Origin of the sequence: Micromonospora sp. TSRI0369 (assembly GCF_001905625.1) — a bacterium.
Lineage (GTDB): Bacteria > Actinomycetota > Actinomycetes > Mycobacteriales > Micromonosporaceae > Micromonospora > Micromonospora echinospora_A.
Genome location: NZ_LIVU01000001.1, coordinates 963,718 through 979,708, shown reverse-complemented (window position 1 = coordinate 979,708; position 15,991 = coordinate 963,718). Strand labels below are relative to the sequence as shown.

Below are 15,991 nucleotides of genomic sequence, written 5' to 3'. Positions count from 1 at the left end.
GCTCGATCCCGAGGACGTATCCGTGACCGCAGCCGCCGTACCGGCCGCCTCGCCCGCTTCGACGGGCGAGCAGTCCGGCGTACGCCTGGCCCGGTCCCGGCGTAACGCCGAGCTGTCCCTGCTCCTGCTCGCCATGGTGCTCGTGGCGGCGTACGCGGCGATGGTCGAGGCGAAGGCGCTGGACACGATCACGAACGACTTCTGGATCCCGGCCGCCGCGCTGGGGCTGGTCTTCCTCGGCCTGCACCTGGTGATCCGCTGGCTGGCGCCGTACGCCGACCCGGCGCTGCTGCCGGCGGTGGCCCTGCTCAACGGCATCGGTGTGGGCTTCCTGCGCCGGTACGACCTGGCCAAGGCCGCTCCCGCGGAGCGGGAGGACCTGGCCATCTTCGCGGGCACCGGTGGCCGGCAGCTCGCCTGGACGCTGGCCGCCGTGGTGCTGGCCGCCGGGCTGCTGGCGATCCTGCGCGACCACCGCTCGCTGTCCCGGTACGCGTACACGCTGGGCCTGGCCGGCATCGTGCTGGTGATGATCCCGGCGGTGCTGCCCAGCCGTTTCTCCGAGATCAACGGCGCCAAGCTGTGGATCAAGTTCGGCGGGTTCTCCATCCAGCCGGGTGAGTTCGCCAAGCTGGCCCTGCTCACGTTCTTCGCCTACTACCTGGTGCGCAAGCGCGAGGTGCTGTCGCTCGCCAGCCGGCGCGTGCTCGGCATCGACTTCCCGCGCGGGCGTGACCTCGGCCCGGTGCTGGTGGTCTGGCTGGTCAGCCTCCTGGTCCTGATCTTCGAGAAGGACCTGGGCACCTCGCTGCTCTACTTCGGCATGTTCGTGGTGACGCTCTACATCGCCACCGAGCGGGTCAGCTGGCTGCTCATCGGTCTGATCCTGTTCTTCGGCGGCGCCTACCTGGCGTACCTGCTGGGCAGCACCGTGGGCGGCCCGTTCGCCAACTTCTACGACCGGGCGGAGATCTGGCTCGACCCGTTCGCCGAGCCGTACGACCGGGGCTACCAGTTGGTGCAGGGCCTGCTCACGCTCGGCACCGGCGGCCTGTTCGGGGCCGGTCCGGGTGGCGGCCAGCCGACGCTGCTGCCCGAGGTGCAGACCGACTTCATCTTCGCCGGCATCGGTGAGGAGATCGGCCTGTTCGGTCTCTCCGCGCTGCTGGTGATCTACCTGCTGATCGTGGAGCGGGGCCTGCGTGCCGCGCTGGCGGTGCGGGACTCGTTCGGCAAGCTGCTCGCCGGTGGCCTGGCGTTCACGCTGGGCCTCCAGGTGTTCGTCATCGTCGGCGGCATCAGCAAGCTCATCCCGCTGACCGGTCAGACCACCCCGTTCCTGTCCGCCGGTGGCTCCTCGCTGATGGCGAACTGGCTGCTGATCGCCGTGCTGCTGCGGGTCTCCGACGGCGCCCGCCGCCCGGTGACCGGTGGTGGCGGCCCGGCGGCCCGGCCGTCCGGTGGTCCGCCCGAGCAGTTGCACGGCGCCCCGACGGAGGTGATCCGACCGTGAACGCCCCTCTGCGCCGCGTCGGCGTGGTCGTGATGGTCCTGTTCGGGCTCCTCTTCGCGAACCTGAACTGGATCCAGGCATACAAGGCCGACGAGTACCGCAACAGCGACTACAACGGCCGGGTCCAGGTCGCCGAGTACGACCGCAAGCGCGGCAACATCGAGGTCGGCGGCACCGCGTACGCGCTCAGCAAGGAGACCGGCGGTGAGCTGAAGTACCAGCGCACCTACCCGGGCGGCGAGACGTACGCGCACGTGCTCGGCTGGAAGCCGGTAAACGGCAGCGCGAGCGGTATCGAGCGGGTGGAGAACGACTTCCTCGCCGGCACCAGCGACGCGCTCATCGCCAACCGGATCAAGGACATGTTCACCGGTGACGAGACCGGTGGCGGGAACGTGGTGCTGACGCTGTCGAAGCGGGCCCAGGAGACGGCGTACAAGCAGTTGAACGACAACCAGGTCGGCGCGACGAAGGGCGCGGCGATCGCTATCGACCCGCGTACCGGCGCGGTGCAGGCGCTGGTCTCCATGCCGAGCTTCGACCCGAACCCGCTGGCCAGCCACAACAGCACCGAGGCGGACCGGGCGTACAACGCGCTGGAGAAGGACAAGGACCGGCCGCTGGCGAACCGGGCGCTGTCCGAGACGCTGCCGCCCGGCTCCACCTTCAAGATCATCATGGCGGCGGCCGCGCTGGAGAACGGCGTCGGCCAGCAGACCCGCATCCCGGCCGGTTCCAGCTACACCGCGCCCGGCGCCGGACAGCCGATCCGCAACGCCGCGCCGTCGATCTGCCCGGAGTCGCAGGTGACGCTGCGCGAGGCGGTGACCGAGTCCTGCAACACCGGCTTCGCCCAGCTCGGCGTGCGGCTCGGCGCGGACAAGGTGAAGGAGAAGGCCAAGCAGTTCGGCTTCGAGCAGGACGACCTCACAGTCGGCCAGCTCGGCGAGGGTGGTCTCACGGTGGCGGCCAGCCGCACCGGCGACATGCAGAACCCGGACGGCAGCACCGACCCGGCGGCGCTCGCCCAGTCGTCGATCGGCCAGAACAACGTGCGGATGACGCCGCTGCAGGGCGCGCTGATCGCCGCCGCGGTGGCGAACAAGGACGGCAAGCAGATGCGTCCGTACCTGGTCAAGCAGTTGCTCGGGCCGGACCGCACCACCGTCTACGACCCCGCCCAGCCGCGCGAGCTGCGCCGCCCGATCAGCGGCCAGGTCGCCGCCGACCTGCGCGACATGATGCAGAACGTGGTGAAGGAGGGCACCGGCCGCCGGGCCGCCATCGACGGCTACCTGGTCGGCGGCAAGACCGGTACCGCGCAGTCCGGCCCGAACACCCCGGACCACGGCTGGTTCATCGGCTTCGCCCTGGACAAGGACGGCACGCCACTGTCCGCCGTCTGCGTCGAGCTGGAGCAGGCTGGTAACGGCGGCAGCGCCGAGGCGGCCCGCATCGCCGGCCGGATCATGGCGGCGGCCATCGCGGACTCCGGGAGGCGCTGACGTGCTGAGCCCGGGGGTGAAGCTCGGCAACCGCTACCGCCTCGACGAGCGGATCGCCAGCGGTGGCATGGGCGACGTGTGGCGCGGCACCGACCAGGTGCTGGGCCGTACCGTCGCGGTCAAGAGCCTCCTCCCCGCGCTGCTCGACGAGCCGGGCTTCGCCGAGCGGTTCCGGGGCGAGGCGCGGACCATGGCGACCATCAACCACCCGGGCGTGGTCGACGTCTACGACTTCGGCAGCGACCAGCACATCGCGTTCCTGGTGATGGAGTACGTCGAGGGCGACGCGCTCTCGGCCACGCTCAGCCGGGTCGGACGGCTGACCCCGGCGCGGACCATGGCGCTGCTGGCCCAGGCCGCCGACGCGTTGCACGCGGCGCACGAGAAGGGCATCGTGCACCGCGACGTGAAGCCCGGCAACCTGCTGGTCCGGCCGAACGGCACGCTCGTGCTCACCGACTTCGGCATCGCCCGCTCCGAGCTGGTCGGTCAGCTCACCGCCGCCGGCTCGGTGCTCGGCACCGCCTCGTACATCTCGCCGGAGCAGGCCACCGGCGCGGTGGCCACGCCCGCCTCGGACGTCTACGCGCTCGGCGTGGTCGCGTACCAGTGCCTCGCGGGCCGGCGTCCCTTCGAGGGGGACAACCCGCTCGAAATCGCCATGAAGCACGTACGGGATACCCCCCGGGCGCTTCCGGCCGACATCCCGCCGCAGGTCCGGGCCATCGTGGAGCGGGCCATGGCGAAGGACCCGGCCGCCCGCTGGCCCAGCGCCGCCGCGCTGGCGAGCATCGCCCGGCAGGCCAAGCTCGCGCTCTCCCAGGCGGCCCGTGCCGGGCGGCCCATCTCGGCCGCACCCGCCTCACCGGCCGCGCCCGTCGCACGCGCGCAGGTGCCGGCCGCTCCCCGGCCGCAGCCACCAGCCGCCGCGCATCCGCAGCCCCGGCCGCCGGTCTCCCCGGCCCGCCCGCCCGTCTCGCCGGCCCGCCCGCCGGTGACGCCGCGCCCGGCCGTGATCGCCCACCCGGCCCCGATGCCCCGTCCGCCGGTGGCGCCGCGTGGCGCGGCCCCCGTACCGCCGAGGCCAGTGCCCCAGCACAACCCCATGCCGTACGCCCGCCCGGCCGCCCCGCCGCCGCCCCGGCGCTCCCGATCCGGGCTCTGGACGACGGCGATCGTGGTGGCCGTACTGGTCATCCTCTGCTCGGGCGTGATTTCGTTCCTGTACCGGAAATACGGTGCTACCGCATCCGCTCCGGCGAGTGTGAGCGTGACCTCCGGCGCGGTGCGGCCGCACGGAGGCGACTATCCGGTCCGCACGTCGTACCGTCGTGAGGTACGCCTCCTGCCGGCCGGCGGCGGTACGACGACGAGCGAAGGACGAGACACGCGATGACAGCGCAGGCCCGCCTGCTCGGTGGCAGGTATCAGGTCGGCGAGCTGCTGGGCTACGGCGGCATGGCCGAGGTGCACCGCGGCCGCGACCTCCGGCTCGGGCGGGATGTCGCGATCAAGATGCTCCGTGCCGATCTGGCCCGGGATGCGACCTTCCAGATGCGGTTCCGCCGCGAGGCACAGAACGCCGCCTCGCTGAACCACCCGGCCATCGTCGCCGTCTACGACACCGGTGAGGAAACCGGCCCGACGGGCGAGACCCTGCCGTTCATCGTGATGGAGTTCGTCAACGGCCGCACGCTCAAGGAGGTCCTCGGCGTCGAGGGGCGGCTCCAGCCGCGCCGGGCGCTGGAGATCTGCGCCGACATGTGCGCGGCGCTGGAGTTCAGCCACCGGCACGGGATCATCCACCGGGACATCAAGCCCGGCAACGTGATGCTCACCCAGACCGGCCAGGTCAAGGTGATGGACTTCGGCATCGCCCGGGCGCTGGCCAGCGGCGCCACCACGATGACGCAGACCAGCGCGGTCATCGGCACCGCGCAGTACCTCTCCCCGGAGCAGGCGCGCGGCGAGGCGGTCGACGCCCGCTCCGACGTCTACGCGGCCGGCTGCGTGCTGTTCGAGCTGCTCTGCGGCCACCCGCCGTTCGTCGGCGACAGCCCGGTCAGCGTGGCGTACCAGCACGTGCGGGAGCAGCCGCCGACGCCGAGCACGATCAACCCGGACGTCAACCCGGCAGTCGACGCCATCGTGCTCAAGGCGCTGTCGAAGAACCCGCTCAACCGCTACCAGAGCGCCGGTGAGATGCGGGCGGACCTGCTCCGCGCCGCCGCCGGCCGGCCGGTGCTCGCCACCCCGGTGATGCCGGCCGAGGAGACCATGCCGATGGGCGCCGCCGCGGGCGGCGGTTACCAGCAGGCGCAGCAGACCCAGATGATGGGCCCGCAGACCCGCTCGCAGCCGGTGGCGCGGGTCGGCGACCCGGGCAAGCGCAAGAGCTCGTCCTGGGTCATCGCGGCGTTCGCCGCGCTCGGCGTGCTCGCGGTGATCGCGCTGGGGACAGCGCTCTGGCTCAACCAGGCCGGCAACGAGAAGGTGTCGGTGCCCCAGCTGGTGGGCCGGTCGCCGGACGACGCGAAGGCGGCGCTCACCCAGGCCGGGCTGCGGTTCGTCCCCGGCGATCCGGTGCAGAACACCACCTGCGAGAGGGGCTCGGTGGTCGAGCAGAGCCCGACGTTCGGCCAGCGGGTGGACAAGGACACCGAGGTCACCGTCAAGGTCTGCACCGGCCCCGGCCAGGTCACCATTCCCGGAAACCTGACGGGCGGCCTCTACGACGCCGCGAAGGCTCGCCTGGACGAACGGAATCTGGTCGCCGTTCGCGAGGACGTCAGCAACAGCGCGCCGGAGGGCCAGGTCATCTCCGTCTCGCCCGCCGAGGGCAGTACGGTCGCCGAGGGCAGCAAGGTGACGCTCAAGGTCTCCAAGGGCAACGTCGGCGAGGTGCCGAGGGTCATCGGCTACACCGAGGAGCAGGCGCGGCAACAGCTGACGCAAGCCGGCTACAAGGTTCGCGTCGAGGACGGCAACGAGGTCGACCCCTCCGAGGCAGGCAGGGTCAGCAGCCAGTCGCCGCGCGATGGAACCAAACTGGCCAAGGGTGAGCGGGTGACCATCAAGGTCGACGTGCCGCGCGAGGACGAGGAGCCGACTTCCCCGACGCCGAGCGGCAGCCCCAGCACGACGCCGACCACGCCGGGCGGTGGCGGCGGCAACGGCGGCGGCAGTGGCTTCCCGTTCCCGACCATCGGGCCCAGCCGTACCGAACGCTGAGCATCACCTGACCGACGACGCGGCGGCGTCCCCGATCCCGGGGCCGCCGCCGTTGTCGCACCCGCCCTCACCGCCCCACCCTCCCCGTCGATCATGAGGTTGGCGGCGACAAATCGGGCGCGCTCGTACCGCTAACTTCATGATCGCCGGGCGGGCCGGGCCGGGTGGGGCCGGGCCGGGTGGCGGGTGAGTGGGTGGGGTCAGGCTGCGGCGAAGGCGGCTCGGCGGCGGGCGTCGACCTCGGCGGCCAGCTCCGGGGCGCGCTCCAGCGCCGCCGGGAAGCCGCAGGCGGCCAGCCAGTTCGCCAGCATCAGGTGACCGCCCTCGGTCAGCACCGACTCCGGGTGGAACTGCACGCCCTCGATGGGCAGCGTGCGGTGCCGCATCGCCATCACCACGCCGGAGCCGGTCCGGCCGGTGACCTCCAGTTCGTCCGGCAGCGTCTCGGGCAGTACGGCGAGCGAGTGGTAGCGGGTGGCGGTGAACGGGTCGGGCAGGCCGGCGAGCACGCCCACGCCGTCGTGGCGTACCTCGGAGGTCTTGCCGTGCAGCAGTTCCGGCGCACGCGCCACAGTCGCGCCGAACGCCTCGCCGATCGCCTGGTGACCGAGGCAGACGCCGAAGATCGGGAGCTTGCCGGCGTACTCGCGGATGACGTCCAGGCAGATGCCGGCGCGGTCCGGGCTGCCCGGACCGGGCGACAGCAGGATGCCACCGGCGCCGGCGCGCCCCACCTCGGCGACGTCGATCTCGTCGTTGCGCCGTACGTCGCAGTCGGCCCCGAGCTGGCCGAGGTACTGGACGAGGTTGAAGACGAACGAGTCGTAGTTGTCGATCACCAGGACACGCATCGGGGTCACCTGTTCGGGGTGGGGGGCGGGGCGTTGTTCGTCTCGGTGCTGTACGGCAGTTCCTCGTCGCCGGGCAGCCCGGTCGGCTCGGTGAGCCCGCCGTCGCCCGGTACGCCGGAGTCCTGGGTGACCTGCACGTCGTCGAAGGGCAGCAGCGGCTCGGCCCACGGGAAGACCACGAACCAGAGCAGCACGACGGTGGCGGTGGCCAGCAGCAGCGAGCCGATCAGCTTCCCGGGCAGCCCGAAGGGAAGTTTCCGCCAGATCCAGGTGTACACGGCTCACGTCTCCAGTTCGGCCGGGCGGCCCGCCGACTTGGCCTGGACGGTGTCCAGCCGGGCGTGAATGATCAGCCGCTGGTAGTTGTCGAACTTCGGGTTGCAAGTGGTGAGCGTGAGCAGCTTCTCGGTGGGCTTCTGGCCAGGCTTGCCCGGCACCGGCGCGACCACCTCGACCTGGGACGGCTTGACGATGCGCTGCTGATAGACGCGGTAGACGAGCCAGTCGGTGCGGGTCTCGACCACTATGGCGTCGCCGGTCTTCAGCTCGTCCAGCCGCCAGAACGTGGAGCGGATCCGGTGGCCAGCCACGGAGAAGTTGCCCACCTCGCCGGGCATCGCGCTGTCCGGGTAGCGGCCCGGGGCGTACCGGATGTCGTTCGGGGTGACCCCCTCGACCACCACCCAGTGCTTGTCGAACTTGGGGATGTAGAGGCCGGCGACCGGCTTTCCGTTGGCCGGCGGCTTCGGTTTCACGGTCGGCCCGGTGGTCGGGGCGACAGTCGGGTCCGCGCCCCACTCCTGGGCGAGCTGGCTGTTCAGATCGCTCTGGTGGGCCTCGACGATGACCGCCTTGCCCCAGATCTCGTAGCCGGCGAAGAGGAGCACCACGAGGCCGAAGGTGATCAGCAGTTCGCCGGTGCCGCGTACGACGGTGCGCAGCCGGGAGCCGGCGGTGGGGCGGGTCAGCTCGGAGTAGACGCTCCGGTAGCCCTCGCCGGTCTGCTCGGGCCGCAACTGCACCACCCGCTCACCGCGCCGGGGGCGGGGCGGCTCGCCCGTGGACTCGTCGCCGCCGTCTGCCGCGTCCGGCGCAGGAGGCACCGCCCCCATCAGCCCGGTGGCGTCCATCCGGGGGTCCGCGGGCGGGCGGGTGACGGGGGGCAGCACCGCCGTCGCTCCCGGGTCGACCGGCGGTGTCCGGTCCGCGTCGGCCGGGCCGCCGAACCGGGGTACGCCGGGCGGGCCGGCCGCCTGCCGTCCCTCGCCCCCCGGTGGCCGGCCGGTGGCCTCCGGCGTACGTCCGTCGTTCTCCCACGGCTGCGGGCCGGTCTGCGGCGGCTGGGCCCCGCGCATACCGCGTTCGGGCGGGAGCGCGCCGCCGGCCGGGCGGGCGGGATGCTGATGCGCCGCCGGTCCGTAGGCGCCCGGCCGCATCTGGCGCTCGTCCCGCACGGGTGGGGCATCGCCGGGTCGCGCCCGGTGCTCACCCGCCGGAGGCGGGACGTCGCCCGGTCGCGCCGTGCGTTCACCGGTCCGGGGCGGCACGTCGACCGGCGTGGCGGGACGCATCCCGGGCCCGCGCTGGGGCGCCGCCGCGTGCTGCGGTGGGCCGCCCGGCCGGCCGGTGCCAGGTCCGGCCGGTCCGGCGAAACGCGCCGGGTCCGACCCGCCCGCGCCCGGACGGCCGGGCGACCGGTGCGCCGACTCGGGAATCCCGTCACCGGTGGGGCGGAACCCGGACTCGGGAACCCCGCCACCGGCGGGGCGGAACCTTGGGTCGGCCTCGACGTGGTGCGGGCCGGCCGTCGGATGGGCCTGGTTGCCCGGCCAGGGCGGCGGCGGAGCGGACCGTGGCGGGCCGGGCGGCGGTGGGGCGCTCCGTGGCGGGGCGGGCGTCGGTGGGAACGGGCCCCGTCGCGCCGGGGAGGTGTGCGACGGTCCGGCGTCGGGCCAGGGCAGGTCGAGCGGGGGCGGCGACGCCGGGGCAGGGCGCTCGACCTTGGGGAGGAACGCGGTCGGCTCCTCCTGGCGGTCGTGGCCGCGGCGGTCCCGGGGGTCGCCGCCGCTCACCGGGGCACCGTCGCCGACTGCAACGCGGTGGAGTCCTCGAACGCCGGCACGGTGACTGTGGAGACGCGCTCGACGTAGCCGAGTTGGTAGTGGTCGGCCACTTCCTTGAACACCCGCACTCCCTCAGAGGCGGCGAGCGCCCGCTGGAGTTCCGCGGGGTCGCCGATTGCCACGATCTTGAAAGGAGGGGAGTACACCCGGCCGTGCAGCAGCAGGGTGTTACCGACGCAGCGTACCGCGCTGGTGCTGAGCACGCGCACGTTCATGATTGACATGGCCTCCGCGCCGCCGGCCCAGAGCGCGTTGACCACCGCCTGGACGTCGCCCTGGTGCACGACCAGGTCGTCGTTGCTGGCGCCCTTGGGCAGCGGCTGGTCGGGCCGGCGGTCGGCGTCGTTCAGCTCGACCGTCACGCCGCTGCCGGTGAGCGCGGTGAACCCGGCGGCCTGCCGGCTCGCGGCGGCCCGGTCCCGCTCGGTCTTGATCGGCCCGTCGGCGCCGGCCAGCGCGGCGGTCTGTTCCTCCACCTCGCTGCGGAGCCGGGCGGCCTTCGCCTCGCTCGCCGCGACCTCCTCCCGGCGGTCCTCGATCAGCTGGGTGAGCTGGGGACGACGGTCCTCGCGCAGCGACGTGCCGCCCGCGGTGGTGGCGGTGGTGGTGAAGAGCAGCCCGGCCGCGGCGGCGATCAGGGGTACGCCGATCGACCAGCCCGGACGGCGCTGGCGGGCGCGCCGGGGCAGCAGGGCGGCTGCCGCGCGGCGGAGGACCTTCTGCCAGGAGGCGGCGCCGGACGTGTACTCCACCGGGCGTTCCCTTTCCCGTCGTCTCGTTCCGGCTCGCGCCGATGCGAACCGACCTGATCGACCCGGAAAGTCCGCTCTTTCCGGTTACTGAGTGCACCGGCCTGGCCCCATTCGTGGCCTGGACGGTCCGTCGGGACTACGCTAGCTGTCGAACATTATTGGCCATGGACCGTCGCCCTCGCGCCCGGTTGTCAGGCCGGACGAGGTCGTACCCCCCTCTGGAGAGCGTCGTGCCCAAGTCTCAGGTCCGCAAGAAGAAGGTGTACACCCCGCCCACGGACGTTCGTCCGACGGCGACGGCGTCGACGCGCAAGCCTAGCCCGGTCTGGCTGCCGGCCACGGCGGTCGCGCTGATCGTGGTGGGCATCGGCTGGCTGGTGCTTTACTACCTGTCCGAGCAGGCCTACCCGGTCGCCACCTGGGGTTACTGGAACCTCGCTGTCGGCTTCGGCGCGATGGTCTCCTCGCTGATCCTGCTCTCCCGCTGGCGGTGAGCTAGCCGCCCGTCGACCCGGCGTAGGTCACGCCACGCCGCCCCTGCCAGGCGCTTCGTCGCCGCTGCACCTAAGGTGTGCGCAGGGCGGCGTGGCCTGGTGCGAGAAGACTCACGTTACTGCTGGGTAACCTTGCGCGTAGGCTGCACGGACAAGCAGCAGACCGGGAGGCCAACTCGATGGGCAGCGTCCAGATCGTCACCACGATCCTCGCGGCCGCCATCACCGCTGTCGCGGTGTGGCTTGCGGTGCGCGCGGTCATGAAGATGACCGCCGTAATCCGGCTCGGCCAGCCCGCGCCGGAGCGCTTCGGCGACAAGGGCGCGCGTACGAAGAAGATGCTGGTGGAGACCGCAGGGCACACCCGCATGCTGAAGTGGAGCGTGGTCGGCGCCGCCCACTGGTTCGTGATGGTCGGCTTCATCGTGCTGTCGCTGCTGGTGCTGGAGGCCTACTTCGAGGTGGTCTCGACCGGTGGCGGGCTGCCGATCATCGGGCACTGGACGATCTTCGGTCTGGTCACCGAGTGGATCGGCATCCTCGGCCTGGCCGGCATCCTGGTGCTGATGGCGATCCGCCTGCGCAACCGTCCCGGTCGCGCGGAGAACCGGTCCCGGTTCACCGGTTCGAGCATGTGGCAGGGCTACTTCGTCGAGTGGGTCGTCCTGCTGGTCCTGATCTTCGGGTTCGTGATCCGGGGCTTCAAGGTCGCCACCGACCACTTCGAGTACCCGGTCTGGGCCGCCCCGCTCAGCCACGCGATCGGCTCGGTGCTCCCGAACTGGGAGGCCGGCGTCAGCGTGGCCGCCCTCATCAAGATCTGCATCTCGATGACCTGGCTCATCGTGATCTCGCTGAACGTCACCATGGGCGTGGCCTGGCACCGCTTCCTGGCCTTCCCGAACATCTTCTTCAAGCGCGACCCGGAGAAGCCGGCCGGCTCCGGTCTCGGCCCGCTGCGCCCGATGACCAGCGAGGGCAAGCCGCTCGACTTCGAGGAGGCCGACCCGGAGAAGGACCAGTTCGGTGTCGCCCAGGTCGAGCAGTTCAGCTGGAAGGGCCTGCTCGACTTCAGCACCTGCACCGAGTGCGGCCGGTGCCAGTCACAGTGCCCCGCCTGGAACACCGGCAAGCCGCTGTCGCCGAAGCTGCTGGTGCTGAGCCTGCGCGACCACGCGTACGCCAAGGCGCCGTACCTGCTGGCCGGTGGCGGCAAGGACCTCACCGGTGAGGAGAAGGCGACGCAGGAGCAGCTGGCCGGCGTCGACGTGCTCGCCATGGCCGAGGCCGACCGGCCGCTGATCGGCACCGCCGAGTCCGGCGGCGTCATCGACCCGGACGTGCTCTGGTCCTGCACCACCTGCGGCGCGTGCGTCGAGCAGTGCCCGGTGGACATCGAGCACGTGGACCACATCGTCGACATGCGCCGCTACCAGGTGCTGATCGAGTCGAGCTTCCCGTCCGAGGCCGGCGTCATGCTCCGCAACCTGGAGAACAAGGGCAACCCGTGGGGCGCCCCGCAGAACACCCGCGAGGACTGGACCAAGGGCCTCGGGTTCGAGGTGCCGCGGGTCGGCGAGGTCGACGACTTCGAGTACCTGTTCTGGGTCGGCTGCGCCGGCGCGTTCGAGGACCGGGCCAAGAAGACCACCCGCGCGGTCGCCACCCTGCTCAACGAGGCCGGCGTCTCCTTCGCCATCCTCGGCGAGGGCGAGACCTGCTCCGGCGACCCGGCCCGCCGCATCGGCAACGAGTTCGTCTACCAGATGCTCGCCCAGCAGAACGTCGAGACGCTGAACGAGGCGTTCGAGGGCCGGGAGAAGAGCAAGCGGAAGATCGTCGCCACCTGCCCGCACTGCTTCAACACGCTCGGCAACGAGTACGGCCAGCTCGGCGGCGAGTTCGAGGTCGTGCACCACACCCAGTTGCTGGCCCACCTGGTCAGCGCCGGCAAGCTCACCCCGGTGCAGCCGGTGGACGGCGGCGTCACCTACCACGACCCGTGCTACCTGGGCCGCCACAACCGGATCTTCGCCGCCCCGCGTGAAGTGCTCGGCGACTCGATCCAGGGCGAGCTGACCGAGATGCCGCGCAACAGCGAGCGCTCCTTCTGCTGCGGCGCCGGCGGCGCCCGGATGTGGATGGAGGAGAAGATCGGCAAGCGGATCAACGTGGACCGGGCCGAGGAGGCCATGTCCACCGGGGCGAAGACCATCGCGGTCGGCTGCCCGTTCTGCTCGACGATGCTGAACGACGGCGTGAACGGCAAGGGCGCGGGCGAGCAGGTCGAGGTGGTCGACGTGGCCAGCGTGCTGCTGCGCTCGGTCAAGCCGGAGGCCCCGGCCGGTGAGCCGGAGGTCGCGTCGAGCGCGAGCTGAGGCGTACCCCGGCAGAAGTCGGACCACGACGGCGGCGGCACCCGTGCGGTGCCGCCGCCGTCGCGTTCAGCTGGTCGTGGTGGTCATGATGGCGGCGCTCGTCCCGGCCGTCATCGCGACCAGCAGCGCGGCCTGCATCTCCTCGATCGCCTTCTTGACGGCGGCCGACGCCCAGTCACCCGCCGCGATCTCGTCCATCCGGGCCTTGACCCGCTCCTTCGGCAGCTCGCGGAAGACCTTGCGGTCCAGGCCGACCGCGCGGGTCAGCGTGAGCAGCGCGGCGGTCCGGGCGTCGACCGGGCCGTCGGTGGTGAGCGCCGCCGCCATCCGCTCCCGGGCCGCCGTCTCCACCGCCGGCTCCGCGCCGGTCGGCGAGGGATAGCGGGTACGCGGGAAGACCAGCAGCACCCGGTCGGACTCCCGGCGCAGCACCCCCGCGGCCACCAGCCCGTCGAGCACCCGCTCCGGCAGGCCCCGGGCCAGCTTGCCGATCCAGTCCTTCGGCTTGCGTGGGCGGCCGGAGCCGACAGTCGCCAGCGCCTCGTCCAGCAGCGGCACGCCGGTCGGCGCGGGATCGGTCACCACGAGCCGCTTGTCCGCCACCTCGACGCGCCGGGCGAGCGCCAGTTCCAGCAGCACCGCCCCGGCGAGGCCGTAGCCGAGGTGCGGACTGCCGAGGCGGTTCGTGCCGCTGTCGTCGTACGCGAGCAGGACCAGTTCGTCGGTGAGCAGCAGACCGTCCATGCGTTCCACGCTACGGGGGGCGCACCACCGGCGCTCGCGTGCCACAATCACGCCCATCGACGGCCTTCTCCTTCTGACGCTGTTGCCCCTGGTCGGTTTCGTGCTGCTGACCGCGGGCAACGCCTTCTTCGTCGCGGCCGAGTTCGCCCTCGTCACTGTGGACCGGGCGGAGATCGACAGGCGCGCCGCCGAGGGGGACGGCCGGGCCGCCACGGTACGCCGCGCGTTGCGCGAACTGTCCTTCCAGCTCTCCGGCGCGCAACTCGGCATCACCCTCACCGCGCTGCTCACCGGCTACCTCGCCGAGCCCGCGCTGGCCCGGATCTTCGCCCCGCTGCTGCGTCCGCTCGGCGGCGCGGAACGCTTCTCCGGCCTGCTCGCGCTGGCCCTGGCCACGCTCATCTCGATGCTCTTCGGCGAGCTGGTGCCGAAGAACCTGGCGCTGGCCCGGCCGATGCCGGCGGCGCTCGCCACCGCCGCGCCGATGCGCGCGTTCTCCCGCACGTTCGGCTGGCTGATCCGGCTGCTGAACGAGTCCGCCAACCGGCTGGTGCGCCGCCTCGGCGTGGAGCCGCAGGAGGAGCTGGCCAGCGCCCGCTCCCCGGAGGAGCTGGGTCTGCTCGCGGCCATCTCGGCGCGGGCCGGCGCGCTGCCGCCGGACACCGCGATGCTGCTGCGGCGCACGATCCGCTTCGGCGACAAGCGGGCCGCCGAGGCGATGACGCCCCGGGTGGACGTCACCGCGCTGCGGGCCACCGCGTCCGTCGCCGACCTGCTGGACCTCTCCCGGCAGACCGGCCGGACCCGGTTCCCGGTCTACGAGGAGACGCTCGACCTGGTCACCGGCGTCGCCGGGGTGCCCGACGCGCTGGGCGTCCCGCTGGCCCGCCGGGCCGCCACCTCGGTGGCCGCGGTGGCCCGGGAACCGGTGTACGTGCCGGAGAGCCTCAACCTGAACGGCGTGCTGGCCGCGCTCAAGGCCGCCGGGGCGGACCTGGCGATCGTGGTGGACGAGTACGGCGGCACCGACGGCGTGGTGACGGTGGAGGACCTGGTCGAGGAACTGGTCGGGGAGATCGCCGACGAGTTCGACCCGGACGCGGTCGACGACGCCGGGCCGGTGGAGCTGACCGTGCCGGGCGGCGAGCGGACCGTCCTGGCCGACGGTGTGCTGCGCGCCGACGAACTGGTCGAGCAGACCGGGTTCCGGCTGCCCGACGGGCCGTACGAGACGCTGGGCGGCTTCCTGATGGCGCGGCTGGGCCACATCCCGGTGCCGGGCGAGACGGTCGACGAGGCCGGGTACGAGTTCACGGTGGTGGAGGTCGACCGGCACCGGATCGAGCAGGTGCGGGTGGTGCGCCCCGAGGAGCCCGACGACGGTGCCTGAGCTACTCGTGGCAGTGGTGCTGCTGCTCGGCAACGCCTTCTTCGTGGGCAGCGAGTTCGCGCTGATCGCCTCCCGGCGTACGGTGATCGAACCGCTGGCGGCGACGTCGAAGCGGGCCCGGTGGGCGCTCGCAGCGATGAACCAGATCCCGCTGATGATCGCCGGGGCGCAGCTCGGCATCACGGTCTGCTCCCTCGGCCTCGGCGCGATCGCCGAGCCGGCGCTGGCCCACCTGCTGGAGGGGCCGTTCGCCGCGCTCGGGCTGCCCGCCTCGGCGGTGCACCCGGTGACCTTCGTCATCGCGCTGGCGGTGGTGGTGTTCCTGCACACGGTGGTCGGCGAGATGGTGCCGAAGAACATCACGCTGGCCGGTCCGGAGCCCTCGGCGCTCTGGCTCGGCCCGGCCATGCTGGCGTTCTGCCTGGTCACCAAGCCGCTGCTGCTGGCGATGAAGTGGGCATCCCGGCAGGTGCTGCGGTGGTGGCGGGTGGAGGCGACCGACGCGGTGAAGACCGTGTTCACTGCCGAGGAACTGGCCGGGCTGGTCTCGCAGGCGCGTACCGAGGGGTTGCTGGACGCCGAGGAGCACGCCCGGATCACCGGCGCGCTGGCCCTGCACAGCCGTACGGCGGCGGACGCGCTGCAACAGTGGTCCACTGTCACCACGGTGGCCGAGGACGTCTCACCGGCGTCGCTGGAGGTGCTGGCGACCCGAACCGGCCGGTCCCGCTTCCCGGTGGTGCAGCGGACCACCCGCCGGGTGCTCGGTTTCGTGCACGTGAAGGACGTGCTCGGGTACGCCGGCGCGAGCCGCCGGGCGCCGGTGCCGGCCGACGTCTACCGGCCGCTGGCGGTGGTGCCGCCGGACCGTACGCTCGCCGACCTGCTGCTCGCGATGCGCCGCGAACGCCGCCACATGGTGCTGGTCAGCGACGGACGGCGGCCGATGGGTGTGGTCACGCTCGACGACGTATTGACAGCCATCGTCGGGAGGTGAAATGAATACCCTT

Annotated in this window: 12 protein-coding genes and 1 pseudogene; 8 read left to right on the top strand and 5 right to left on the bottom strand. The window is 72.3% G+C overall.

Annotated features, from left to right (window positions below; translation table 11 throughout):
* The first annotated feature begins 22 nt into the window (after positions 1-22).
* The 4 genes from AMK25_RS04810 to pknB are packed head-to-tail and all read left to right on the top strand — an operon-like array spanning position 23 to position 6,249.
* Complete coding sequence (locus AMK25_RS04810) at positions 23-1,513, top strand: FtsW/RodA/SpoVE family cell cycle protein (protein WP_073826914.1); 1,491 nt, start codon at positions 23-25, stop codon at positions 1,511-1,513.
* The gene (locus AMK25_RS04805) at positions 1,510-3,018 is read left to right on the top strand and encodes a peptidoglycan D,D-transpeptidase FtsI family protein (RefSeq protein WP_073826913.1); all 1,509 of its coding nucleotides are present in this window, start codon (positions 1,510-1,512) and stop codon (positions 3,016-3,018) included. Before AMK25_RS04810 ends, AMK25_RS04805 begins: the two co-directional genes overlap by 4 nt.
* 1 nt (position 3,019) lies before the next feature.
* On the top strand, positions 3,020-4,414 hold the full coding sequence (locus AMK25_RS04800; protein ID WP_073826912.1) for a serine/threonine-protein kinase: 1,395 nt from the start codon (positions 3,020-3,022) through the stop codon (positions 4,412-4,414).
* Complete coding sequence (gene pknB / locus AMK25_RS04795; protein ID WP_073826911.1) at positions 4,411-6,249, top strand: Stk1 family PASTA domain-containing Ser/Thr kinase; 1,839 nt, start codon at positions 4,411-4,413, stop codon at positions 6,247-6,249. Before AMK25_RS04800 ends, pknB begins: the two co-directional genes overlap by 4 nt.
* Before the next feature lie 200 nt (positions 6,250-6,449).
* On the opposite strand, the gene AMK25_RS04790 is transcribed toward pknB, so the two are convergent.
* From AMK25_RS04790 to AMK25_RS04775, 4 genes and pseudogenes are all read right to left on the bottom strand, one after another.
* Positions 6,450-7,100, bottom strand: coding sequence for an aminodeoxychorismate/anthranilate synthase component II (locus AMK25_RS04790; RefSeq protein WP_073827087.1), 651 nt, complete (start codon positions 7,098-7,100; stop codon positions 6,450-6,452).
* Positions 7,101-7,105: 5 nt separating this feature from the next.
* The gene (locus tag AMK25_RS04785; protein ID WP_073826910.1) at positions 7,106-7,378 is read right to left on the bottom strand and encodes a hypothetical protein; all 273 of its coding nucleotides are present in this window, start codon (positions 7,376-7,378) and stop codon (positions 7,106-7,108) included.
* A 3-nt stretch (positions 7,379-7,381) separates the two neighbouring features.
* Positions 7,382-8,398 (bottom strand): annotated as a pseudogene (locus AMK25_RS33170) (class E sortase); the annotation flags it as partial.
* Positions 8,399-9,168: 770 nt separating this feature from the next.
* Positions 9,169-9,975, bottom strand: a complete 807-nt coding sequence (locus AMK25_RS04775) for a DUF881 domain-containing protein (RefSeq protein WP_073826908.1) — start codon at positions 9,973-9,975, stop codon at positions 9,169-9,171.
* A 230-nt stretch (positions 9,976-10,205) separates the two neighbouring features.
* On the opposite strand from AMK25_RS04775, the gene AMK25_RS04770 reads away from it, so the two are divergent.
* Together AMK25_RS04770 and AMK25_RS04765 are read left to right on the top strand one after the other, a co-directional pair.
* The gene (locus AMK25_RS04770) at positions 10,206-10,469 is read left to right on the top strand and encodes a cell division protein CrgA (RefSeq protein ID WP_073826907.1); all 264 of its coding nucleotides are present in this window, start codon (positions 10,206-10,208) and stop codon (positions 10,467-10,469) included.
* Between the two features lie 179 nt (positions 10,470-10,648).
* Positions 10,649-12,847 (top strand): (Fe-S)-binding protein, encoded by a 2,199-nt coding sequence (locus tag AMK25_RS04765; protein WP_073826906.1) that lies wholly within the window; start codon positions 10,649-10,651, stop codon positions 12,845-12,847.
* A 66-nt stretch (positions 12,848-12,913) separates the two neighbouring features.
* Here AMK25_RS04765 and AMK25_RS04760 read toward each other — a convergent pair whose 3' ends face one another.
* The gene (locus tag AMK25_RS04760; protein ID WP_225980595.1) at positions 12,914-13,591 is read right to left on the bottom strand and encodes a GOLPH3/VPS74 family protein; all 678 of its coding nucleotides are present in this window, start codon (positions 13,589-13,591) and stop codon (positions 12,914-12,916) included.
* Between the two features lie 82 nt (positions 13,592-13,673).
* On the opposite strand from AMK25_RS04760, the gene AMK25_RS04755 reads away from it, so the two are divergent.
* The gene (locus tag AMK25_RS04755) at positions 13,674-14,981 is read left to right on the top strand and encodes a hemolysin family protein (protein WP_073826904.1); all 1,308 of its coding nucleotides are present in this window, start codon (positions 13,674-13,676) and stop codon (positions 14,979-14,981) included.
* Positions 14,974-15,978 (top strand): hemolysin family protein, encoded by a 1,005-nt coding sequence (locus tag AMK25_RS04750; RefSeq protein ID WP_073826903.1) that lies wholly within the window; start codon positions 14,974-14,976, stop codon positions 15,976-15,978. The genes AMK25_RS04755 and AMK25_RS04750 overlap by 8 nt, the downstream gene beginning before the upstream one ends.
* Positions 15,979-15,991: the final 13 nt, after the last annotated feature.